A 20,467-nucleotide genomic window follows, 5' to 3' on the forward strand; every position below is an offset into this window, starting at 1 on the left:
GTCAAGACCTGCGAATCATCCGGTACCACATGGGTCCGGCGTCCGGCGTGCGCCGAATGCTGCCGGGTGTCGCCGACACCAGCTCCCAGAACGGCGCGAAACCGGTGTCGATTTCCTCCGGACGCACGCTGAGCGGCCCCTTGGTGAACGCGTACAGATACAGCGTCGCGCCGGGTTCGGCGAGGCGCGCGATGCGTTCGGCGTAACGCGGTTTCGCCTCGTCGCGCAGGCTGTGCGAGCAGCCGAAATCGAGTAGGAAATCGTATCGGCCGCGCAGTGCGTCCGGCGGCATGTCCACCAGGTCGCACTGGACGAATTCGATATCCACACCGTTGTCCGCCGCCTTGCGCCGAGCCTGTTTGAGGGCCTCCTCCGCGATATCCACACCGGTCACCGACCAGCCGTGCTGGGCGAGATAGACCGATTTCGATCCGGCGCCACATCCGAGATCCAGCGCCCGGCCGGGTCGCAGCGCATCCGGCCCCTCGATCAAATCGACCAGTTCGGGCATGGGCGGACCGAGATCCCACGGCGAAAAGCCGACCTTGTACGCGAAGTTGTAGGCCCGGTTCACCAACTTCGACGATTTCGCGGGCGGGTTCATCGGTCGATCCGAACCGGCTGATCGCCCGCGGCGACCTGATCCTTGAGCTCGGCCCAGCTGCGGGCACGATCGGCAACGGTGGTGAGCACGACGATATATCCGTCGGGATCGGTCGCCTCGACATCGACGGTATTCCAGGGCGTCAACAGCGGGCCGTGCACGGTGCCCTGCGGCAGTTTCGTCAATCGCTCGGCGATTTCCCGCATCGACTGCTCGGTCTCGGCATTCACCGTGAAGCTGAGTCGTATGCCGCGGCCGAGTGGGCCAGGGAGTGGTTCACGTGCCGGGCGCAGCAGCATATCCCGGTATTGCGCGCGCCGCAGATGCACAACGGCGAGTTGCCCGTCCGGACCCGTCAATTGTTTTTCCACCCAGAAGCCGAGCCCGTCCACATACCATTCCAGGGATTTATCGATATCACTCACCAGCAGGATTCCGAAATTCGGCATATCGGGGATATCGTCGAAACCGACACCCTCCGGCGCCCGCTCGTGGCTGGCGTGGTTCACATAATTCATAATGATTCCTATCCGCCGCTACGGCTGCGAGGTGTAGGGCAGCGCCCGGACTTCCTTGAGATTGTTGAATGTGTCTATCCGCGCCGCCGCCGGGTCGACGCATAATTCCGGTCGCCGCGTGAGCAATTCGCGAAGCCCGGTGCTTATCTGCAATCGCGCGCTGTTGGCGCCGAGGCAGTAATGCATGCCCTTGCCGAAGGTCAGCACGGCATTCGGGCGCACCGGGCACCCGCGGACCGGCTGCGCCGCCGGTTGCCGCGCCAGGTGCACGGCCGAAATGTCGATCGCCACGACGGTGCCCGGCTCCAGCACCATACCGAGGCATTCACAGCGCTCGACGACGAAGCGAAAGATATTGCCGAAAGGCGGCTGCACCCGCATCGCCTCCTCGGCGATCTCGCCGATATCGAATATATCGGAACGCACATTCGCCAGCAATTGCTTATCGGACCATATTTCGCGACAGGTTATGCTCGCACCGACGATCATCGGTTCGATACCGGCCATCAGCAATTGTCCGATCAACGCCGCGATCGGCCAGGTACCCGCCGACCCTTCGGCCAAGGTGCGCGCCGCATCCAGAAAAGGGCTGGACCGATCGCCACGGAGCAGGCGGTCGGTCAACGACTTCAAATATCGCATCACCGTTTCGTGCGCGCGAATCATTTCCGGGGAATGCTCGGTCTCCCCCAGCAGCTGCTGTTTGAACAGGTGGATGACCAGCTTGGAAACCTTGCTCAGATTCGGCCAGTCGGATTCGGGCACACCGATCATGGCGAACGTACTGTGCATCAGATACGGGGACAGGAATTCGGTCACCAGATCGCCCTCGGCGGGCATCTTCGCGGCCTGCGCGGCCGCGAGCTCGGTGAACATATCCGCGAACTCGGCCGTGGTCCGCACGGTGAACACCTTGCGCAATTCGGTGTTGAACTGCGTGTAGTTCGAATTGACGGTGTACCAGAGCTGGAAGAATCCGGAGATCGATGGCACCTCGTCCTCGCCCGGATACCGGGTCGGCGAGGTGGCTCCCTCGCGTTCGATACCGGCGACGATATGCCGATCGCGCAATACCGCGTCGGCCAGGTCCGGTCGCAATACCTTCAGCCGGTTTCGCGTGCTGTCCCACCGCAGGCCGTCAATTGTCGCCGTGACTTCCACGGTCGCCTCCAAATATCGTCAGTTGCTCAATCGACTCGCCCGGTGCTCGCGCACCGCCCGCAGCAATTCGGCTTCCGGGGTCACGCCGGCCACCTCGCTCAGCACGTGATGACCGAGGAATCCGAGGAAGGATTCGTGTTCGGGAATCAGCCCGAGCCGGTTGTTGTGGGTATGCAGAAAGGCCGCGAGCAGAACCTGCTCCCGCCTGGCGCGGGTAGCCGCCGGACCGGCCAGCTCGATCGCCGCGCGAATATCGTCGTCGAGCCCGCGCCACGCGGTGCCGATGGCGCGGTGGAACGGATCGTCGTCCAGGCGTTCCGGCGCGGCCAGCACTGCGGCCACATGGGTCGCCAACGCGCAGCGGCGCTGTTGCAGCAGCTGCGGCCAGACGCCGAGGAATTGTTCGAAGGTGTACGGCGACCAGAGCAGGCAGTAATGCCTGAAGAATTCCGCCATCTCGGCGGTGCTCAGCCCGGCCGCGCACATGCCGCGCAGCATTGTCGAGAATCCGATGCCGAGCCGCTTGGCCGAATCACCGGAAATCGTTGCCAGCGCGGCCAATACGATATCGCTGCTGCTGGTGAAGTACTCCTCCGCCAAGGCGACGCCGCGACGGCCCCCGTACTTTTCGTACTCCGGCGTGTATTCGGCGTACCGGACGGTGTCGGGTGGCTGCACCTCCGCGACATCCTCGTTCTCGAGGGCGGCCATCGTCGGCTGTGCGGCGCGGAACTCGTCCACATCGAAGCTCGCGCTGTCCGGAAACTCCGCGAGATATGCCGCCAGCTTTATCGCCACCTCCGCCGTCACCGCGTCCGCATCCGCCGCGGCGACCCGGAAACGCACCCGGACATGGTGGCCGCCCTGCCAGTAGCGCAGAAAGAAGGATTGCGAAATCCCACCGGACGAGCGCAGACCGGCGAGCACCGGAGCCAGGCCGTCGACCAGAAATTCGTCCTGCCCGTTGTATCGGTGCACGTGCAGGCTGCGCCACACCTGATCAGTTGTCATTGCCGCCTCCGGATAGGGTGAACTCGACGAAGAACTCCTCGGCGCTGTCCGGATTCCCGGATTCGGCATACCGTTCGGCGCCGGGCAGACATTCCTGGAACAGCACCGTGCCGCCATCGTTCGCGCGGGCCTGCTTGGCCAGCACATACATCAGGAATGGGTTGTGCGTATCCAGAGAGTGCGGCTTGTGCAGCCGCGCGCTGCGCGCCTCGATCGCCCACTGCCGGGTTTCCTCGAGCAGGTTGCGCTCCGAATCGGGCGTCCGGCGGGGTGCGAGCACACGGAAAAAGGTGGTTCGCGGTAAACCGGCCGCTTGCCGCCACGCGTCGAATTCCGCCAGCGCCGACAAATCCTGCCGCTCCAGCCCGGCGAGTGCGGGCAATTCGCTTACCGGGAAACGCCAGGATCGTCGATCGAGCACCAGATCGCCCAGCATCAAGCGCGGCCTGAATGGCTGACCCACCGACTGATGACGGTCGATCTGATCCCACAGCCCGCCCCGATAGGTCCGGGTCGGCGCGAATACGCACAGGAACCGGTACAGCATCGGCGCGGCGGCCGGATACAGAAAGTTCAACGGGGCCAGGTCGATTCGAGCGCCATCCACGGCGGATATCAATTCGAGCCTGCGCGTACGCCGGTCGGCGCGCACCAGGAGATCGGCGACGGTCAACGGCCGCGGACCATCCGGTTCGGCCACCGAACCCGGATACACCAGCTCCAGCGGGCACAGCCGCGGGTGCATATTGAAATTGAGGCCGAGCACCGCGGTGATATCGGTCTGCCGCGGTGTCGTCGCGGCGATGTGCGTACGGAGTTCGTCGGCCAGATTCCATTGCCCCGCACCGGATTCGAGCAGATCGCAGTACCGCGAGAAGAACACACCGTGTCCGGTGGTGACACCGTTGACCACCAGCAGGTCGTCGTCCAGCTGTATCCGATAGGCCGTCGAACGCCAGGCGGGCACCGTATCGGGCAGCGCGCGCACGAATTCACGCAGCCGCTCCGGGTCCAGGCGCACCGCATCGGCGGCGCCCGCCTCCGCGACCCGATCTCGCAGCAGCGCGAAGAATTCCGAACGCAATTCGATAACCCGCGCCGCGGCCGGATCGCCGAGTCCGCACATCACCGCGCTCGCCTCCTGCGGTGACAGTTCGTCGAATGCCCGGAAAAGCTCCGCTATCGGAACGGGCGGGCCGTCCTCGCCATAACGTCGCACGTAGAACGCGTACAGTCCCAATTTCTCGATCGTGGCGTCATCGAGGACCGGAACCAGCCGCTGGTACAACTCCAGATAATCGGCGTTCGTGGCAACCAGATCGCCCCGCCAACCCGCGGCCGTCGCACGGGTGCCGACATCCTCGTAGACCGCCGCGCGCATCGCCTCCTTGGCGGGTGGGCTGCATTGGCAGATATCGACGAATCGCCGCACGCAGGCCCGCAGCCTGCCGAGCAGTTCGGTGCGGGCCTGCGGCGAGGATTGCGCGAATCGGTCCTCGATTCCCTGTAGTTCCTCGAATATTTCGGCGCACGCGACGGCCTGCGCGGTACCGGCCGCGCGCAACCGCGCGGCGAGCTGTTCCGCGGTACGAGTGGTTTGGTCGGGTAGCCCCATACCGCGATAGCACAAGCCGACTTTCACCAATCCGTCGATGGTCTGCCGGGCCTGTTCCGCCGACAATCCGCCCGCGACCAATTTCTCGCGCAATTCGCACTCGAGCACCTGACCGTCACCGAGCACCTTGCGCAGCAACGTGATCAGATCGGTATTCCGCGCGCTGATCACCTTGTCCGGCGTGAAACCGTCATCGGCGCCCTCCAGCGGACGCCTGATGAATACGGCCCGGTCGCCCGCGCAGGACAGCGAGTTGTTGAGCCGTACCCGCAGCACCCGGTCCGCACCGTCGATCAGGCGCAGCTGATGCGCCATCCAGGCCAGCAGGCCGACGCTGAGCCGGACTTGCGAGAGACGTTGTCCCGGTGCCGATTTCGCCGTCCAATCGTGTGCGCCGATTTCGGTGAACGAGCCGAACGGGGACGGTTTGAACACCACCCGGTAGGCGAAGCTGGTGATGGTGCTTTCCATGCGCCGCGTCCGGCTCGGTTTGCGTCCGGTGTCGAACGGGTCGGCGGCGAAGGCCATCACCTCGCGATATACGTCCTCGCCCGACAGCTGCAGGCCGCGCTGGAAGTCCTCGTGCAGCGCCACTTTCGCCAGCGTCGTGCGTGCCTGCTCCAGCTCTGATCGGTAGGTGGCATCGGCCTGCGCCAGTAATGTCCGCCGTTGTTCCGCCGTCTGATTCCACTCGATCAGCAGATCCCGGCATGCGGTGGGCAGCAGCTCCAGCGGTGCGGCCGCCGATATCGGCCTTCCGTTGTGCACATCGCGGCGCAGCTTCAGCACCGCGCGCCGGTGTTCCGGTGACAGTGTCGGAATCGCTTGGTGCAACGCATCTTCCAGCCTTGCGGTACTGGCGTCGATATCGATTTCGTCCGCCCGCCGGAGCAGGTCCCATGCGCGCGCCGGAACCAGATCCGCGAGTTCGGACAGGCCGAGCGTGCCGCGCCGGAACAGCACATACGGGCTGAATCGTGGGTCTGGCCTTGTCATTCGAGCATCACCGCTATCTCCCAGTTCGGGTCGACACCGACAGCGCCGACCGATACCTGCGCATGCGTTCCGAAAGCCGTGCCGGACAGGCCATATGCTCGGTCGACCAGGTCCGCGTCGAACCCGAGCACCGGATGACTGCCGCTCCCGACCGCGGCCGCCGCGACCGTGAGCGCCTCCACCGCCGCCCCGATGCCGAACTGCTGCTCCCGATATCCGCGCATGCCACGGCCCGCCGCTCGAAAGTCGGTGGGTGCGACGGGATGTACGGTGAACGCCGCCAATTCGATATTGACCGTGTCGGCGAACAGCGCCCGCTGCAGGTCGGCGGCCGTAGCGCCGCCGTCTCCGACAGCGATCAGGCGGCCGTCCTCGTAGCGGTACCAGCCCGCGGGCACCTGCGCGACCCGATGTACCGCGCAGAACAGGTGAATATCCGTGCCGAGCACACCATCCGCGCAAGCCCGCAGTTGGCTCACCGCGTCGGCCGCCGACACGAGCACGGTGGCCAGATCCATGGCGGTGACGGTGGCGCCGGTGAAAAGACGCCCATTGGATCGCCTGTGGCGCAATACGTTCGGATCCAGTAGATCGATAGGTTTGGGTTCCGGTAGCGCGATTTCCCGACCCGAAATCGCAGACATCATCGGGCCGGGTACGTACGGTCCACCGGATACCGTCGGCTTGGCGGCCGCGTTCCAGGCATCGAACAGCGCCGATCGCTTGATCACCCGGGAACGTTCGATAACTGTTGGTACACAGTCTGATTCAGATGGCGAATGCGAATCGCGAACGGAACCGGGGTGTCCCAGACCGAGCAGCGAGACGCACAACTCCTCGGCCGGATCCAGTCCCAGCATCGCGCCGACCAGGTCCGCGGAAAAGTCGGCCCGCACCTCGACCCGCCCGAAGCAGGCGCTCGCCGACCGCACCAGGCGACCGAGCACGACACCGGTATCGACCGAGCCCAGGCGGGCGGCGAAGTTGCCGTACTTGTAGAAGTTCTTCCAGAACCTGTTGCACAGCAACAGCATCAGCGGCGGCAGATCCTCGGGTTCACCGATGGCCTCGCGGATTCCGTTGGCCCGCCCCAGATGCACGAGCTCGTTCCGATACGCGTCGTAGTGGCCGACCTGATTCGCGCCCGGCCACAGCACATACAGCTCCGTCGGATACATCGCCCCGCCGGAGGGTATCGATCGCCGCATCAGATATTGAGATCCGTGATATTCCAAGGCCGCTCGGCCCGGTGCGGATGGCAACCCGCCCGTGGCGTCCACGCGGATCCGATTCACCGCGAGGCTGCCCGCGAGCACCCTCGCCAGCCCGGATGCCGGATCCAGCCGAATGCGCCGCGCACCCGAGTAAACCTTGACCGGCCACGGTCCATCGGCCCAATCCACTTGCCAATCAGCCGGATTCGCGGATTGTGGATCGGTACGCAGCCGCGAGACGTAGTCGAAGAGTTCGTCCTGCCCGGTCACGGGAATGGATGGGGAACGCACCCGATCTCCTCTCCTTTGCCGCACTGACCGCGATAGGGAATGGCGGTCTCACCGGTGAGCCGGGGCAGCCCGCGCACCCGGCGATTCAGGTGACCGAATGTCATCGGCACGGTCCCGGGAACGAGCACCCGCACACAGGACAGCCCGTTGCGCCGTAATTCCGGCATGGTCTGATCCACCGCGAGCACGTCCAACCCGGCGGCCAGCATGCCCGAGAGCGCGGTATCCAGATCCGCGCACAGATCGGATTCGCCGGTCTGCAGCGTGCTCGCGATATCGCCGAGCGCGATTCGTTTCCCGTCGCGGTCGAGCAGGAAGCCATAGCGCGGACGCGCCTCGGGCAGCGCGCCGACCAGCGGGTGGTCGGCCATGGTGCGAATCAGCGTCGGATCGGCCAACATTCGCAGTCCATCGGCGCGCCGCCGCGGATAACTGTGCGTTGTGGCCTGCACACTGCCGATCAGCTCGTGTAAACCGCCGATGATCGCTTGAATCGGATCCGGATGCGCGCCCGAACCCGCGAGCACCCGCGGACCGTCCGGGAGACTGTTCTCGGCCACCAGCCAGAAGCTCGGCATCCCGTACTCCATGGTGGATTGGAATGCGCGGAATCGGAACCCGGTGAACAACTTGGCCTTTCGCAATAGTTGCCCGAGCCTCCCGCCGACACCGTCGAGGTCGACCTCGGGCAGCGCCAGCCTGCGATACCAGGTGAGCAGGAACGAATCCCGTTCTGCCACCTCGCGCAGCCCGTGCAGGATCGCCTCCTCCGGTGAATTGCCGAGGGCACAGCCGTTGGAGGTGTCGTACATGAAGGAGATCTCCCCGTCATGCCGCGGACCCCAGAAGGCCGCGCGCTCCGGAATGAGCACCGCCTGCTGTTTGCGGAACGAATACGCCCAGACCCAGTCGACAACCGTGTCCGGACTGAATTCCTGATAGCGAAACCCTTGTGCGGCATAGCTTTCCGCGGGATGGGTGCCGAGTTCGGGCGGGTAGACAGCCTCGTCCGCGATTTCGGCGTACGCGGCGCGCACCGGCGCCGTTCTGCCGCCGCGGAACATCCCGGCATAGCGCTCCAGCCCCTCCAGCACGGCGATCGTCCGGCTCGACCCGAAGGTATCGCCCCGGCCGATGGCGGGCTCACGGCGGCCCCATCGAGTAACCAATTCGACCGAACACGCGCCGATCGGGCTCTGCAGATCCTGCCGGAGTTCTTTGAACAAACCCAGCCCGCCGAACAGATATTCGCGCTCGATTACCCGCGCATCCACTTCCCTGGTGCGCAGGGCGCCCGGCGCGAGCTTCGGCAGCGGTGCGCCATGGAATTCCGGAATGGTGCCGGTGCTCGATTCACCGCAGTTGGCGCAGGTCGAATCGGGCAGCAGCAATTGCCGCTCTACCGTGCCCGTCAAACCGTCGATGACGATTACCTGGCCATCGACGAGATCCGGGTCGGCCAGGCACGCCCGCACCTGGAGCTCGACGATCCGCAGCAGGCCGGGCCCGAGCGTGCTCACGGTGAGGTCACGCGCCGCGACCTCGGCGAAGGTGTCACCGAGCAGATCCGGCCCGAACGACGAATTCGCCGTCCGCGTGACCAGACAGTGCGGGCATCCGGTCTGGCCCGCCCGCCACACCGGCCCGACGTAAACGAATGAGCGCCAGGTCCCGACGAACAGCAGCGAATGTTGCGCGGCAACGCATTCGAGAATGATGTCCTGATAGTCACCGATCCGGTTCAATTCGGCGACCAGCACCACGGATGAGCCGACCGACTCTTCGGAAAGCAGTTCGGCGAGGAATTCCGCGACGAAACCCTCCCCCACCACGGTCATCGTCCGGGCGGCGGTCACGATGTCACCCCCGGGGCCGCAGCGGCGAAAAGGTATCCATCGGCACCGAGGAAGGGCAGTAATTCCGACACATCCAGCACACCGGGATGACCGGTCAGCATGATGGCCGCTTCCTGCCAGTCGGCGACCGGTGGCGCGAGATGGGCGACCGTAGAACCGTTTTCCGCTACCGCGCGCAGTAAAGCGTTGCGCAGGGCGTGATCCGGATCCAGCCCGACCCCCGCGGTGGCCTCGATATCCGCGCCGCGCACCCACGCGCGCACCAACCCATTCGAAACATGTTCGTACGCGGCCGAATTCGGCGGCTTACCGATATCAGCGAGGGTTTCGAGCAGATAGTCGCGGACCGGGTGCTGTTCACCGGAAACCGATTGCCAGTCGAGCGAGCCGGGTGGCTCGGCATAGGCGGACGCGACACCCACCCGGTACCACGCCTCGGCCGCGGACCAACCAGCCCCGAAGACCCACCCCCGCGCCGGATGATCGGTGAGCTCGGCGATCCGGGATGCCTGCCACTCCAATGCGTACAGCACGGCCTGATTTCGCGCCTCGCGCGCCGAAATAGCCTGGCAGTGAATCTCTTTCGTACTCGGATGGGCGGCCGTGGAGTCCGGATCGGCGACCGTGCAGCTGCTGGACGAAAGCGGCAACTGACCGGCGTCCGCCTCGCCGACCGAATACAGCGGCCCGGTGATCGAATCGGTCCACCGGGTGGTGACCTCGACGATTCGGTCCGAAACCCCGATCAGCTCCACCGGATCGTCGGCCGCCGGAATGTCGAGGCGCACCGGTTCGCCGCGCAGCGCGGCGACATCCACCGGCCGCGCTGCCGTCATCCGGATATGACGGCCGCACAGCGGATGTTTGCGGCCGGTATGCGTACGCACAACGGGCGCAAAGGGTTCCGCGGTGACAACACTCCCGGCGCCGGTCGCGAGTTCGGCCAATTCCGCGAACAGCCGCTGCACCAGATGCAATGCGCCGATGGTCGCGGGCGCGGGCGCCAGTGCGGCCGGGCCGGAATCACCGACCGCCCGCGCGGCGATATTGCGGTGCAAGCATTCCCAACACCAGGAGTCGTCCGGGCTCGCGGGTGTGGCCGCCACGAAATCGCCGCACCCCCCGAGCACGCCGACAGACTTTCCGGCGGCCCGCAGACCGGCCTGTAATTCCGCGATCTCCGCCGCATCGCCGCGGTCCGTCGCCAGCAGCGCCCACCGCGCGTCGCGGAATTTCGGCACCCGGGTCAGCTCATCGAGTTGGAACGCGGATTCGATGGTCTCCCACTGGAATTGCGGATCCCTGGCGGCCGCGTCCCGCACGGTCTGCGCTATCGTCCGGTCCGGCGTGAGGACGGCCACCTTCGCGATCCCGAAATCGGCCAGCGCACCGACCACACCGCGCAGCGCGACACCATCGCCCGCCACCGCGACGAGCTGCGATCGCACGCGCAACAACCGACTCACCGGACGATCGCCGTGATGTTCGAGAAATGCGAGATGGGTGGCGTATCGCGTGCGCATCCAACCGGGTACCAGCTCCGGCTCGGCCTCGACCGCGCGGACGAAACCATTGCCCGCCAAGGTTTCCACCAGCTTCGTCACCGAACCGGCCGCGCCATCGGAAAGTCCCGCACACAGATCGCCGACCGTGCAGGTGCCGTCCAACCTCGCGAAAACCGCGGCCACCAGGTCATAAGCTCCGCCGCCGCGAATCGTGAACGACCCGATGTTATTTCGCAGCCATACGCCGTCTTCGTGTCGTACGTAGAACGCGTCGGCCTTCACCTTGAACCGACGAGTATCGGTATTGATCATCAAAGTTTCCCGTTGTCGCTGTAGGCAGCACCGGCCGCGATCTCATCGATGCATTCGATCCGGGTCGGCCGCTGCGCCTCGGCCAATGCCGCACAATGCGCGTACACGTCTTCGTCGCTCACTCGACCGACCACCTTGGCGACCAAGCGTTCCAATCCGGTCGGGGTCCGCTCGACCAGCACCCTGGCGTCCACCACCCCGCGCAGCTCGAGCAGATGCCGTTCGATATCCCGCGGATACACCAGCACGCCCATGAATTTCTCGCCGCCATCGGCCCGCCCCTGTAAGCAGAGGTTTCCGTCGCCGTCGAAGTGGCCGTAGTCGGTACCGCCGTTACCGGCGGTGAATTCCGCGCCGGGACGCCAGATGTATTCGCAGCAGTCCGGTCCGGCGACCCGGATCATGCCGATGCCATTCGGATCCGGATCGCTGATCCACACCGCCTTACCGGCGAGCGGCCGACCGACATGTTTATTGTGGCCCGGCGCCCGATCCACGGAGATCGCACCGGTTTCCGCCGTGCCGTAGATATTGGCCACCGCGACGCCGGAAAAGCGTTCGCGAATCAACTCGACCCGCGACTCGCTGAGGTGTCCGCCGCCCAGGAACAGCGTCACGCCACGCATATCGACCTTTTCGCGCAGGCCGAGACAGGCCGCGGCGGCCAGTGACGGAACGGCCAGGACGAACGCCTCGCCCGCGCGCCGGACCGCGGACCAATCATGCGGCGGAAATACGACCAGGTTCCGGCGGCGCATCAGGCTCGGCAGCACCGTCATGAAGAATGCGGCGGAGAACTGCAGCGGCAGGCAGGTGGCCAGGCTCGCGGGCAGTTCGCCGCCGAATATCGCCTGTTCGTAGTGCAGCGCGATCAGCTCCCACATATCGGCGTGCCCGATCGCGATTTTGGGAACACCGGAGCTGCCCGAGGTCGCCACACCCCACAGCGGCCGGTCCACCGATTCGAGAAATGGTTGTTCCAACTCGAACAGCGCGGGGACCAGCTCGCGCACCCCGACACCGATTGTCGCGGGCGAGGTCCACAGCAGCACGGTGTCCGGCACGGTCGCCACCGCGAAAAGCGAACAGAACGCCTCGAGACCCGCGGCCGGATCGACCACGTAGGTGCGCCCCGATGCGATAACGCCCGACCGCTCGATGCCGCGGCCGAGCAGCGAATCCCAGTCGGCGAACTCGGCGCCGAAGTGCACGCCCGTCTCGGCGGCCTTTTCGGGCGCGGTCAGGAAACCAGTAAACGCTGGACGGCCCATGCGCCCCATCCTTCGATAGTTTCCGGACGCTCCTCCGGAACGTCCCCGCAAATCCCGTTGTCCCGCAGATACGTCAGCACGGCCACCGTCTCCAGCGAGTCGAGCCGACGCGTTGATTCGTTCTCCTGCAACAAATTCCGCAATTCGCCGCACAGCCAGAACTCCTCCAGCGCCGCGGTGAAGTCCGCGGGTTTGTCATGGCTGGGAATATGTCCCGCTCCCTCGATCACCCGGCCGAACACCCGGGGACCCAACTGCCGCGCGTTCACCGCGGCAGTGTGCTCGACCGACTTCACCGTGCCATTGGCCAGCAGCACATCGGTGGACAGGTTTTCGACGTGCAGATATTCGAAAATCCGCGCCGCATCCGCGCTGAAGGCTCGCAGGGTGGCGCGCCACCGATCGCCGTGCAGGCGCGTATAGGTGGCGGCGAGATCGGGATGGTCCTCGGCCAATTGCCAGAAGCCGCCGAGCTGGGCGAGCAGCGCATCGCGACGGATCCCCGGCGCGAAACCCGAGAGGGCTAGGGAATTCACCAGATCCGGCCGCTCCGCGGCGCACCGGACCGCGATCGGACCCCCCGCATAGGATGCCGCGACAACCCGCGCCGGACCGAAACGTTCCAGCAGGGACACCACATATCCGAAGGCGTGATCCAGGTAATTCTCGGCGGCATCCACCGGGCACCGGCCATGGCCGGGCAGATCGACGGGTACTACGTCGTAACGCCCGCGCCAGGCCTCGATCTGCGAACCGAAATGCCCATATGCCGTGCCGAGCAGTCCGTGCAACAAGAACACTCGCGTTCGGCCGCTGCCAGTCATGCGGCTACTCCTCTACCTCGGACAATCGCCGGTCAGCCGACCGCGATACGCGCTTTTCCCTTCGCCGGATCGACGAAGTGACCGACCTCGGTGCCCCGTGCCTCGATCCGGCCGAGTATGTGGCGCGGCCGACGCAGATCCGCGACCAGGAATTGGGAGGTCTTCTCGTCGTTGCGGGCCGCGGAATCCGCGCGGTACGGCGCGACATCCGGGCTGCCGGGGCTGATCACGCCGGCCATGCCGATCGCCTGATCCTGGAATTCCTCCGGCTCCCTGGTGGTCAGCACCAATCGCTGATCCGGGCAGGTGAACGCGAGCACCGCCATCATCCGCAGATAATCCTTGTCGTTGATGCGGGTGGTATCGCGCGAGCTCATCGCGGGACGCATCCGCGGCACGGATAAATCCACCACCGCGCCGCGCTCACGCAAATGCGCGGCATGCGCTACCAGGTGCACCAATTCGACGGTGACATCCTCGTGCAATCCGACGAGCACGCCCGGGTTGACATAGCGGAAACCGGCGTCCAGCCAACGGTCGAACGAAACGACTCGCCGGTCGAAATCGGCCTTCGGCACGCCCATGGACGTTTTCCCCATGAACTTCCGATAGGAATCGCGGTCGTAGGTCTCCTGGAAGACGCACATGGTGACCGCTTCCTCATGGCCGACCCAATCGGCGAGTACGTCGATCTCGTCGGGCTCCATGCTGCCGATATTGAAGTAGATCCGCTCGAATCCCATATCGAGCGCGGTGCGTATGGCCCAGCCGATCCGGAAGGCGGTGCTGAGCCGCACATATTTGTCCTCGTACTCACCGGTCAGGAATCCGATACCCCGGACACCCTCGTGCTGGTACAGGATCTCGAGCTGCTGGATGATCTCGTTCCGCCCCGAAAAACGCCGATCCAGCCGCGCGTTGCCCTTGCGCATCGAGCACATCTTGCATTCCGAATCGCAATGATTGGTCGTATAGAGCGGCACAAAGGTGTGCAGGCGCGGGGTGCGCTGGGCACAGCGGGCCTCGGCCGCGATGCGGAGTTCTTCGGTGGTGATCGTTTCGTCCTGCCACAGCGCCAGCGCAACGGCGGCCCTGGACGCCGGAAGTTCGGCATCCATGCCCTGCTCGAAAATCTTCCGCGTATCGACGGCATTCGCCTCGGCGCGCACCGCTTCGATATCCGGCATCACGAAGTCGGCTGCGCCGGCTGAATTGATATTCATTGCGGCCCTTTCTGACAACGGGGCCTCACCGGCATTTACAAACCGCCGATCGCGTTCCCCGATTTCTTTTCCAGCAGAGCCGACCATAACATGGCTCGATTCACACTCCACCGAATCACCGGCCCGCTCACCTGCGGAAATGACCAATTCTGGAGATATCCGATGACATTGATTTATACCCGCTGGAGCGCGGCTATAGCGACCGTATAGCGCAATTAAAGGCACCGGCAGCAGTATTGACACCAAACAATGCCCTACCTACGATTTCCAATTGGGGCCGGACCTTCACATATTTACGAAGAGAATTGAGGTACTCCGTCATGGAGAACAACCTGCCCGCGCTGGATATCAACGCGCTCGAGATTTCCGAATTCCTGGACGACAGCCGCATGGACGACCGCGATGTGGTCGCCAAGGTGATGTCCGCATCCTGCACCACTTGTGAGTGCAGCTGCAGCTGCTCGTCGTAAATCGTCCGCTAGGGCCGATCTTCTCGGATTCCGACTGAAAGCGGTTGAGCAGACCGAGCCTGATGCCTTGACGGCGGCTCCGCGCCCGGCCCCCTTCGACCGCGCGGGGCCGCCCTCATGGATTCCACGATGGATCGACCATCCTGGAAGTCGAAAGGAATTCCGATGACATCCTCCCTGCCCTCGGTCGTGCCGGATCTACCGTCCAGCACCCCGGATCAGCGCATGCTGATGATCTACGTACACATTCCGTTCTGTCATTCCAAATGCACGTTCTGCGACTGGGTCCAGGCGATTCCGACAAAAGATCTGCTGCGCAAACCCGGCGATTCCGTCCGGCAGAACTACATAAAAGCGCTGTGCCGGGAGATCACCGAGCGCGGCGCCGCACTGACCGCCGCCGGGAATATCCCCTGCGTCATGTACTGGGGCGGTGGCACGGCGAGCAGCCTCGAGCCCGAGGAATCCACCGCGATCATGGACGCGATCCGATCGGCGTTCGATCTGAGTTCGGTGCTGGAGGCGACCATCGAATGCAGTCCGGACACCGTCGACGAGGCCAAACTGCGTTTCTACCGCGAGCTGGGATTCAATCGGGTATCCAGCGGCGTGCAATCCTTCGATAACGAACGCCTGCGCAAACTCGGCCGCAGGCACTCCGCCGAGCAGGCGGACAGAATCGTCTACGCGGCTCGCGAGGCCGGCTTCGAGGACGTGACGATCGATATCATGTCGGGCTTTCCCGACCAGGAAATCCCGGAACTGATCGCGACCGTCGACCGCGCGCTCGAGCTGCCGCTGAGCCACCTCTCGCTGTACTCCTTCCGGCCGACCCCGGGCACCTTCATGCGGCGCACCGTGAGCGCCGATGGCAAGCGCGATTACCTGCGCAAGCAGCAGGTGCTGTTCACCGAGGCGCGCAATCGCATCGGCACCCGGCTGGAGGAATACGCATCGGGATACTTCGGTAAGGTTTCCCCGTTCGCCGCCATGTATTTTCAGCTCCGGGCCGATACCGTCGGCCTCGGCTCCGGCGCGATCTCGCTGGTCGATCAGCAGTTCATGATGCACCGTAAAGGGCTGATCCATCAGTACATCGCGGATCCGCTCGGCTTCGATCTGGCGGTGCCCGCCGGTCAGGACCGGGTGCTGATCTCGTTCATCCAGGCCGGACTGGCGATGTTCGACGGCATTCTGCGCCAGGAATGGCAGATTTCCACCGGCACCGAATTGGATGAGGTCCTTGCCCGCCCGACCATCGCTCCGCTCATCGAACTGTTGCGCCGCCGCGGGCTTACCGAGGACGACCGGGGAATTCGGCTCGACCCGAAGGTCGCCGGGCTCACCCTGATCGAGCTCGCCTTCGAAATGGCCATGTCCCAACCGGAAATGGGTTGAGCGATGCCTGCGGCTACAGCGGGGTGGACCGAGATCTCGCTCCTTTCGGTACCGGAATCCGCGCAGTACACGGTGCTGCGCGAGGTGCTCGTACCCTTCCTCGACAGCGCCGTTGGTGCTGGCCTTGCCACTCGCGCGCTCTATCTCCGCGAATCCGAAGGCCGCGCCACCACCAGATTGGTTGCGCAACTGGATGTTTCACCGGACGCGGCGGCCGAGATCGAGGCGCGCGCACTCGCGCTGGCGCATCCCGGGGTAGCGGTCGCCCCGGCAGCGATCGTCCCGCTGGCCGATGGATCGGTCTTCGGCGGGAATGACCTGCCCGAGATAACCCGCGGCTTCCTGGCGGGCGTGCGGCCGACGGTGACGGATGTGCTCCGGCTCGGCGCGGACCGGCGCGACGATCTGGTCACCGCCGCACTCGATCTCATGGTCGCGCATCTGCCCGCGGTCGCGAATTCGCATGGGCCGGGCGGAGTTCCGCTCAGCTACCTCAGCTTCCGTTCGCATGCGGAGGCCTTCATCGCGACGAGCAAGAATCCCGACGGCCTCCGTGCCACCCTCGATGCCCGATACCGCCAGTCGCACAACGAGATCGAACAGCGGGTGCTCGAGATCTTCGAACAGCTGGATGGATCCGTATCGCCGCTGGCCGCGGCGTGGAGCGCCCGCGTGCGCGCCGCGAAGCCGGATATCATCGCCCGGCTCGAGGCCGGATCCGTTGTGGTGCATACCGAATACGCACAGGCGCATCGGCGGGAGCGAACGGACTTCGCAGCCAACGCATTCCACCGCGTGGTCGGCGCATCGGATGGATTACAGGACTACCTGAGCAACGATCCCCGGTTCCTCGCGGCCCGGATCCTCACCAGCCTGCTGTATTTGAGCCTGCACACCGTCGGCTTGACGCTGGTGGAGCGCTATTACCTGTGCTATGTGGTCAGCCGCGCCTGCGAGGCCATATATCGAGTCGACGGCGTCTCGCTCGTCTCCCGGATGACGACCAGCGATTAGCGCCGACACCTATCCCGGAAGGTTCACATGCCGTCGGATCAGCCCGTTCGCATCGCGTTGACCGGCATATCGGCGACGGGGCTCTGGACACTCCGAAACCGCGCGGCGTCGTCGATTAACGCGAACTCACCGTTCCACGACCACTGGGCCGAGAAACTGTATCGGTCCATCGACTTTCCGTTCGCGTCGAGGGCGACAACGTGATAATCACGGCCGAAGGACTCCTCATGTATTTGGCACCCGATGAAGTCACCGGGCTGCTCACCGATCTGGCGACCAGATTTCCCGGCGGAAATCTCATCTTCGAAACCGTGCCGCCGTGGTTCGTCGAGCTCAGCGCCGAGGGTGTACCGATCGCCCGCAATGCATCGCACCCGATGCCCGCATACCCCGAAGGGCCACAGCGTCTTTCGGCTTCCAAGATCATGGTCGATGTGTTGCGGCATATACCCTTCCTGCGCAACAACGGCTACTTCACCGGGCATTTCACGTTCACCGACTGAGCATTCAAAGATGCTACGCAGCACTATCTTTCGATTCCTGCCGGTCCATCTGCCGTCTTGCGCGCTCGGGATTACACGGGTATTCGCCGCATCCTGATGTTCCGCTCAGTGAACCATGTTGGGGCGCTGGTTGTTCCACGCCCTACCATCGGACTGACCGACCGCCCGTACCACCCGCCGGGCACGGTGTGGTGATCGAGGTCGAACCGCGGTGAGCGTGGAAATCGCCTGCCGTACGGACCGTTTCGGTCCCGTCAACGGGACGAAACGGTCATGATTACTCAGAGCACGCAAGGCCGCGTGCCCGGCGCGTACGGATCGCGACCTCTCGCATGCCGCGGGCAACGCAGCCCTCGAAGCGACTACCAACACGGAAACATGTTGGGCCAGTAGGGCTTTGACAGTCCAGAGGCGGCTAGGCATCCTGGGTGGAAGCCGGGCAGGCGGCATGATTCGGTTTGACCAAGGGGGTCAAGTATGACGAAGATCTCTACACTACTGGCGCAGGTCGATTCCGGCACGCTGGTCCTGCCGGAGTTTCAGCGCGGATTCGTTTGGACTCGCGATCAGGTCAAGAGCCTTTTCCGATCGCTTTATCTGAACTATCCGGTAGGGGGTGTTCTGCTCTGGGAAGCAGATGTTTCGGTGACTCCCATCCGTAAACAAGTAGATCAGGGCGTGCGCCTGCTTCTTCTCGATGGCCAACAGCGTATCACATCTCTCTACAGTGTGCTGCGCGGACATCCGCCGGAGTTCTTCGACGGTGATCCGGAAATGTTCAATCGCTTATGCTTCGATGTCGCCGCCGAGGAATTCCGGTTCATCGCGCCGCGGCATAATTTGGATAACAATCTGTTCAGCGTCAGCGAGGTCGTCGAGCGGGGAGTCGGCGACCACCTGGAGCGACTGGAATGCAACCGCGAGCAGCTGACACTGTACGTCAACCGCTTGAATCGGCTGGCGCAGATACCGGAACGCGATATGCCGGAACAGCGCATCACCGACGAGCACAAGACGCTCGATGCCGTTGTGGAAATATTCAACAAGGTGAATTCGTCGGGTACCAGACTGTCCAAAGCAGATCTTTCGCTGGCGAGGATATGTTCGCGACTGCCTCGGGCGCGACAGGATATTCGCCGGGAAACGAAGCGCTGGGCCTCGTTGGGCTATAAGTTCAGCACCGATTGGTTCCTGCGCAATGTCACGGCGGTCGCCGCGGGCCGCGTCGATTTCGCCTCGTTGGAAAATATCCGGCCGGACCGGTTCGCCGATGCGTTGAACGATACGCCCGGCTATATCGATTACTTTCTTCGCATTCTGGCGGACCAACTCGGCCTCGACCACGATCGGATATTACCGGGGCGAACCAGCATGCCGCTGATGTCCGCATTTCTGCACCAGCACGGCGGCAGTTTTCCGAATGCCGCCGAGCGCGACAAGGCGCTCTACTGGTTCATGGTCGCCTCGATAAGCGGGCGGCATCGCTCCTCCACCGAAACCACCCTCAACCAGGACATCGCCACCCTGGAGCGCGACGGAATCGACCGGCTGTTGACCTCGCTGATGGGCGAGAACGATACCTACGTGCTCGCCCCGTCGGATTTCGATGAATCGAATATCAACGCGCGAACCCTACCGCTCACCTATCTGCTCGCGGCACGCAGCGAAGGAACGCCGATCGACACCCCGGCCGAGCACGCCGATCTGGTGATACGACCGATATTCCCGCGATCCATGCTCCGCGTCATCGGCTTCCCGGCCCGATATATCAACGCGGTGGCAAATTACGTGTGGATCGACCGAGAGTGTCCGTGGGACAACTCCGCCGACAGTATCGAGGCGAATTTGGCGTATCTGGAGGAAATGTCGCCCGGCGCGATTTCCCGCCAGTGCATTCCGGAGGATCGGCGGCTGTGGCGCGTCGAGCACTATCCGGAATTCCTCGAACAGCGCCGGAAACTGCTCGCGGGTGCGTCGCAGAAGGTGTTGGAAGGACTGCGGCCCTGACTACACCTGCAGCACTTCCCTACCCAGATAGCCGAGCAGCCGCAGATGCGCCGGTTCCTCGGCGGCCACCAGGACCTCCGGGCCGAAGGCGCCCATCTTCCGGAAACGGTCGATACCACCCAGCGCCCGCATACCATCGAGCACCTGCGCGCAGAGTTCCTCGTCCACCAGGTCGGTGCGGTCGATGGCGACGGCGATATCGACGCCGTGCACCAGCACCTCGGTGAGATGGATGCGGGCGGCGGCCGATCCGGGAAGCGCGGCGAAGGACAGCTGCACCGTCGCGTCGAGCGCGTCCGGCCGATGCCAGGCCGCGCGGTCCACCTCGGCGGCCGCGGCGTACGCGCCCTGCGGATCCCCACCGAGCCAATCGGATTCGTGATCCGCGCCGGTGTTCATCCCGCTCACCCCGGCGGCGAAGACATGCATGTTGCGCACAATGTGATTGAGCACGGCCCGCACGTCCCACTCCGCGCACAGGGTGGGCGCGGACAGGTGGTCCTTGTCGACGGCGGCGACGATCGCCGCGGTCGAATCGATGGCACGGTCGATCTGTTCGATCACATTGTCCATGTGTCTTCCTTCGGTCGAGCGGGGATTGCTGCATTGGAACACATCGGGCCGACAGATTGGGCCACTTGGGAATTGCCTGTTCAACTAATCCAAATGTGTTG

The 20,467-nt window shown here is 64.4% G+C and carries 17 protein-coding genes; 5 read left to right on the plus strand and 12 right to left on the minus strand.

Translation table 11 applies throughout. The annotated features are described in order from the left end of the window. Position 1: 1 nt before the first annotated feature. Genes LGY53_RS03875 through nocL form a run of 11 tightly spaced genes read right to left on the minus strand, consistent with a single transcriptional unit; the run spans position 2 to position 14,401 of the window. Complete coding sequence (locus LGY53_RS03875) at positions 2-604, minus strand: bifunctional 2-polyprenyl-6-hydroxyphenol methylase/3-demethylubiquinol 3-O-methyltransferase UbiG (protein WP_225725224.1); 603 nt, start codon at positions 602-604, stop codon at positions 2-4. After that, positions 601-1,122, minus strand: a complete 522-nt coding sequence (locus LGY53_RS03880; protein ID WP_225725225.1) for a VOC family protein — start codon at positions 1,120-1,122, stop codon at positions 601-603. Before LGY53_RS03880 ends, LGY53_RS03875 begins: the two co-directional genes overlap by 4 nt. A gap of 18 nt (positions 1,123-1,140) precedes the next feature. Beyond that, complete coding sequence (locus LGY53_RS03885; RefSeq protein ID WP_225725226.1) at positions 1,141-2,283, minus strand: cytochrome P450; 1,143 nt, start codon at positions 2,281-2,283, stop codon at positions 1,141-1,143. Between the two features lie 18 nt (positions 2,284-2,301). Then, entirely contained in the window at positions 2,302-3,294 is a 993-nt protein-coding gene (locus LGY53_RS03890) for a thiopeptide-type bacteriocin biosynthesis protein (protein ID WP_225725227.1), read from the minus strand. Then, a complete protein-coding gene (locus LGY53_RS03895; protein ID WP_225725228.1) occupies positions 3,284-5,905 on the minus strand; it encodes a lantibiotic dehydratase in 2,622 nt (873 codons plus the stop codon). The genes LGY53_RS03890 and LGY53_RS03895 overlap by 11 nt, the downstream gene beginning before the upstream one ends. Then, complete coding sequence (locus LGY53_RS03900) at positions 5,902-7,410, minus strand: hypothetical protein (protein WP_225725229.1); 1,509 nt, start codon at positions 7,408-7,410, stop codon at positions 5,902-5,904. Before LGY53_RS03900 ends, LGY53_RS03895 begins: the two co-directional genes overlap by 4 nt. After that, positions 7,386-9,266 carry a TOMM precursor leader peptide-binding protein gene (locus LGY53_RS03905; protein ID WP_225725230.1) on the minus strand — a complete coding sequence of 627 codons (1,881 nt, stop codon included), beginning with the start codon at positions 9,264-9,266 and terminating at the stop codon, positions 7,386-7,388. The genes LGY53_RS03900 and LGY53_RS03905 overlap by 25 nt, the downstream gene beginning before the upstream one ends. Further along, on the minus strand, positions 9,263-11,083 hold the full coding sequence (locus LGY53_RS03910) for a hypothetical protein (protein WP_225725231.1): 1,821 nt from the start codon (positions 11,081-11,083) through the stop codon (positions 9,263-9,265). Before LGY53_RS03910 ends, LGY53_RS03905 begins: the two co-directional genes overlap by 4 nt. Next, positions 11,083-12,354, minus strand: a complete 1,272-nt coding sequence (locus LGY53_RS03915; RefSeq protein WP_225725232.1) for an AMP-binding protein — start codon at positions 12,352-12,354, stop codon at positions 11,083-11,085. The genes LGY53_RS03910 and LGY53_RS03915 overlap by 1 nt, the downstream gene beginning before the upstream one ends. Then, positions 12,324-13,178, minus strand: coding sequence for an alpha/beta fold hydrolase (locus LGY53_RS03920; protein ID WP_225725233.1), 855 nt, complete (start codon positions 13,176-13,178; stop codon positions 12,324-12,326). Before LGY53_RS03920 ends, LGY53_RS03915 begins: the two co-directional genes overlap by 31 nt. 32 nt (positions 13,179-13,210) lie before the next feature. Continuing rightward, complete coding sequence (gene nocL / locus LGY53_RS03925; protein ID WP_225725234.1) at positions 13,211-14,401, minus strand: 3-methyl-2-indolic acid synthase; 1,191 nt, start codon at positions 14,399-14,401, stop codon at positions 13,211-13,213. Between the two features lie 320 nt (positions 14,402-14,721). Between nocL and LGY53_RS03930 the strand changes: the two genes are divergently transcribed. The 5 genes from LGY53_RS03930 to LGY53_RS03950 all read left to right on the plus strand — a co-directional run bounded on the left by LGY53_RS03930 (position 14,722) and on the right by LGY53_RS03950 (position 19,793). Next, positions 14,722-14,871, plus strand: coding sequence for a thiocillin/thiostrepton family thiazolyl peptide (locus LGY53_RS03930; RefSeq protein ID WP_167477806.1), 150 nt, complete (start codon positions 14,722-14,724; stop codon positions 14,869-14,871). Positions 14,872-15,036: 165 nt separating this feature from the next. Then, a complete protein-coding gene (locus LGY53_RS03935) occupies positions 15,037-16,269 on the plus strand; it encodes a coproporphyrinogen-III oxidase family protein (protein WP_225725235.1) in 1,233 nt (410 codons plus the stop codon). A gap of 3 nt (positions 16,270-16,272) precedes the next feature. Beyond that, positions 16,273-17,283: a lantibiotic dehydratase C-terminal domain-containing protein gene (locus tag LGY53_RS03940; protein ID WP_225725236.1), complete on the plus strand. Its 1,011-nt coding sequence runs from the start codon at positions 16,273-16,275 to the stop codon at positions 17,281-17,283. Between the two features lie 227 nt (positions 17,284-17,510). Further along, entirely contained in the window at positions 17,511-17,786 is a 276-nt protein-coding gene (locus LGY53_RS03945; protein WP_225725237.1) for a hypothetical protein, read from the plus strand. A 477-nt stretch (positions 17,787-18,263) separates the two neighbouring features. After that, positions 18,264-19,793, plus strand: coding sequence for a DUF262 domain-containing protein (locus LGY53_RS03950; protein WP_225725238.1), 1,530 nt, complete (start codon positions 18,264-18,266; stop codon positions 19,791-19,793). Here the strand turns inward: LGY53_RS03950 and LGY53_RS03955 are convergent, their stop codons facing one another. Next, on the minus strand, positions 19,794-20,366 hold the full coding sequence (locus tag LGY53_RS03955; RefSeq protein WP_225725239.1) for a TIGR03086 family metal-binding protein: 573 nt from the start codon (positions 20,364-20,366) through the stop codon (positions 19,794-19,796). Between the last annotated feature and the right edge of the window lie 101 nt (positions 20,367-20,467).

The organism is Nocardia sp. JCM 34519.1 (assembly GCF_020361265.1).
In the GTDB taxonomy this organism is placed as follows: Bacteria; Actinomycetota; Actinomycetes; order Mycobacteriales; family Mycobacteriaceae; genus Nocardia; species Nocardia arthritidis_A.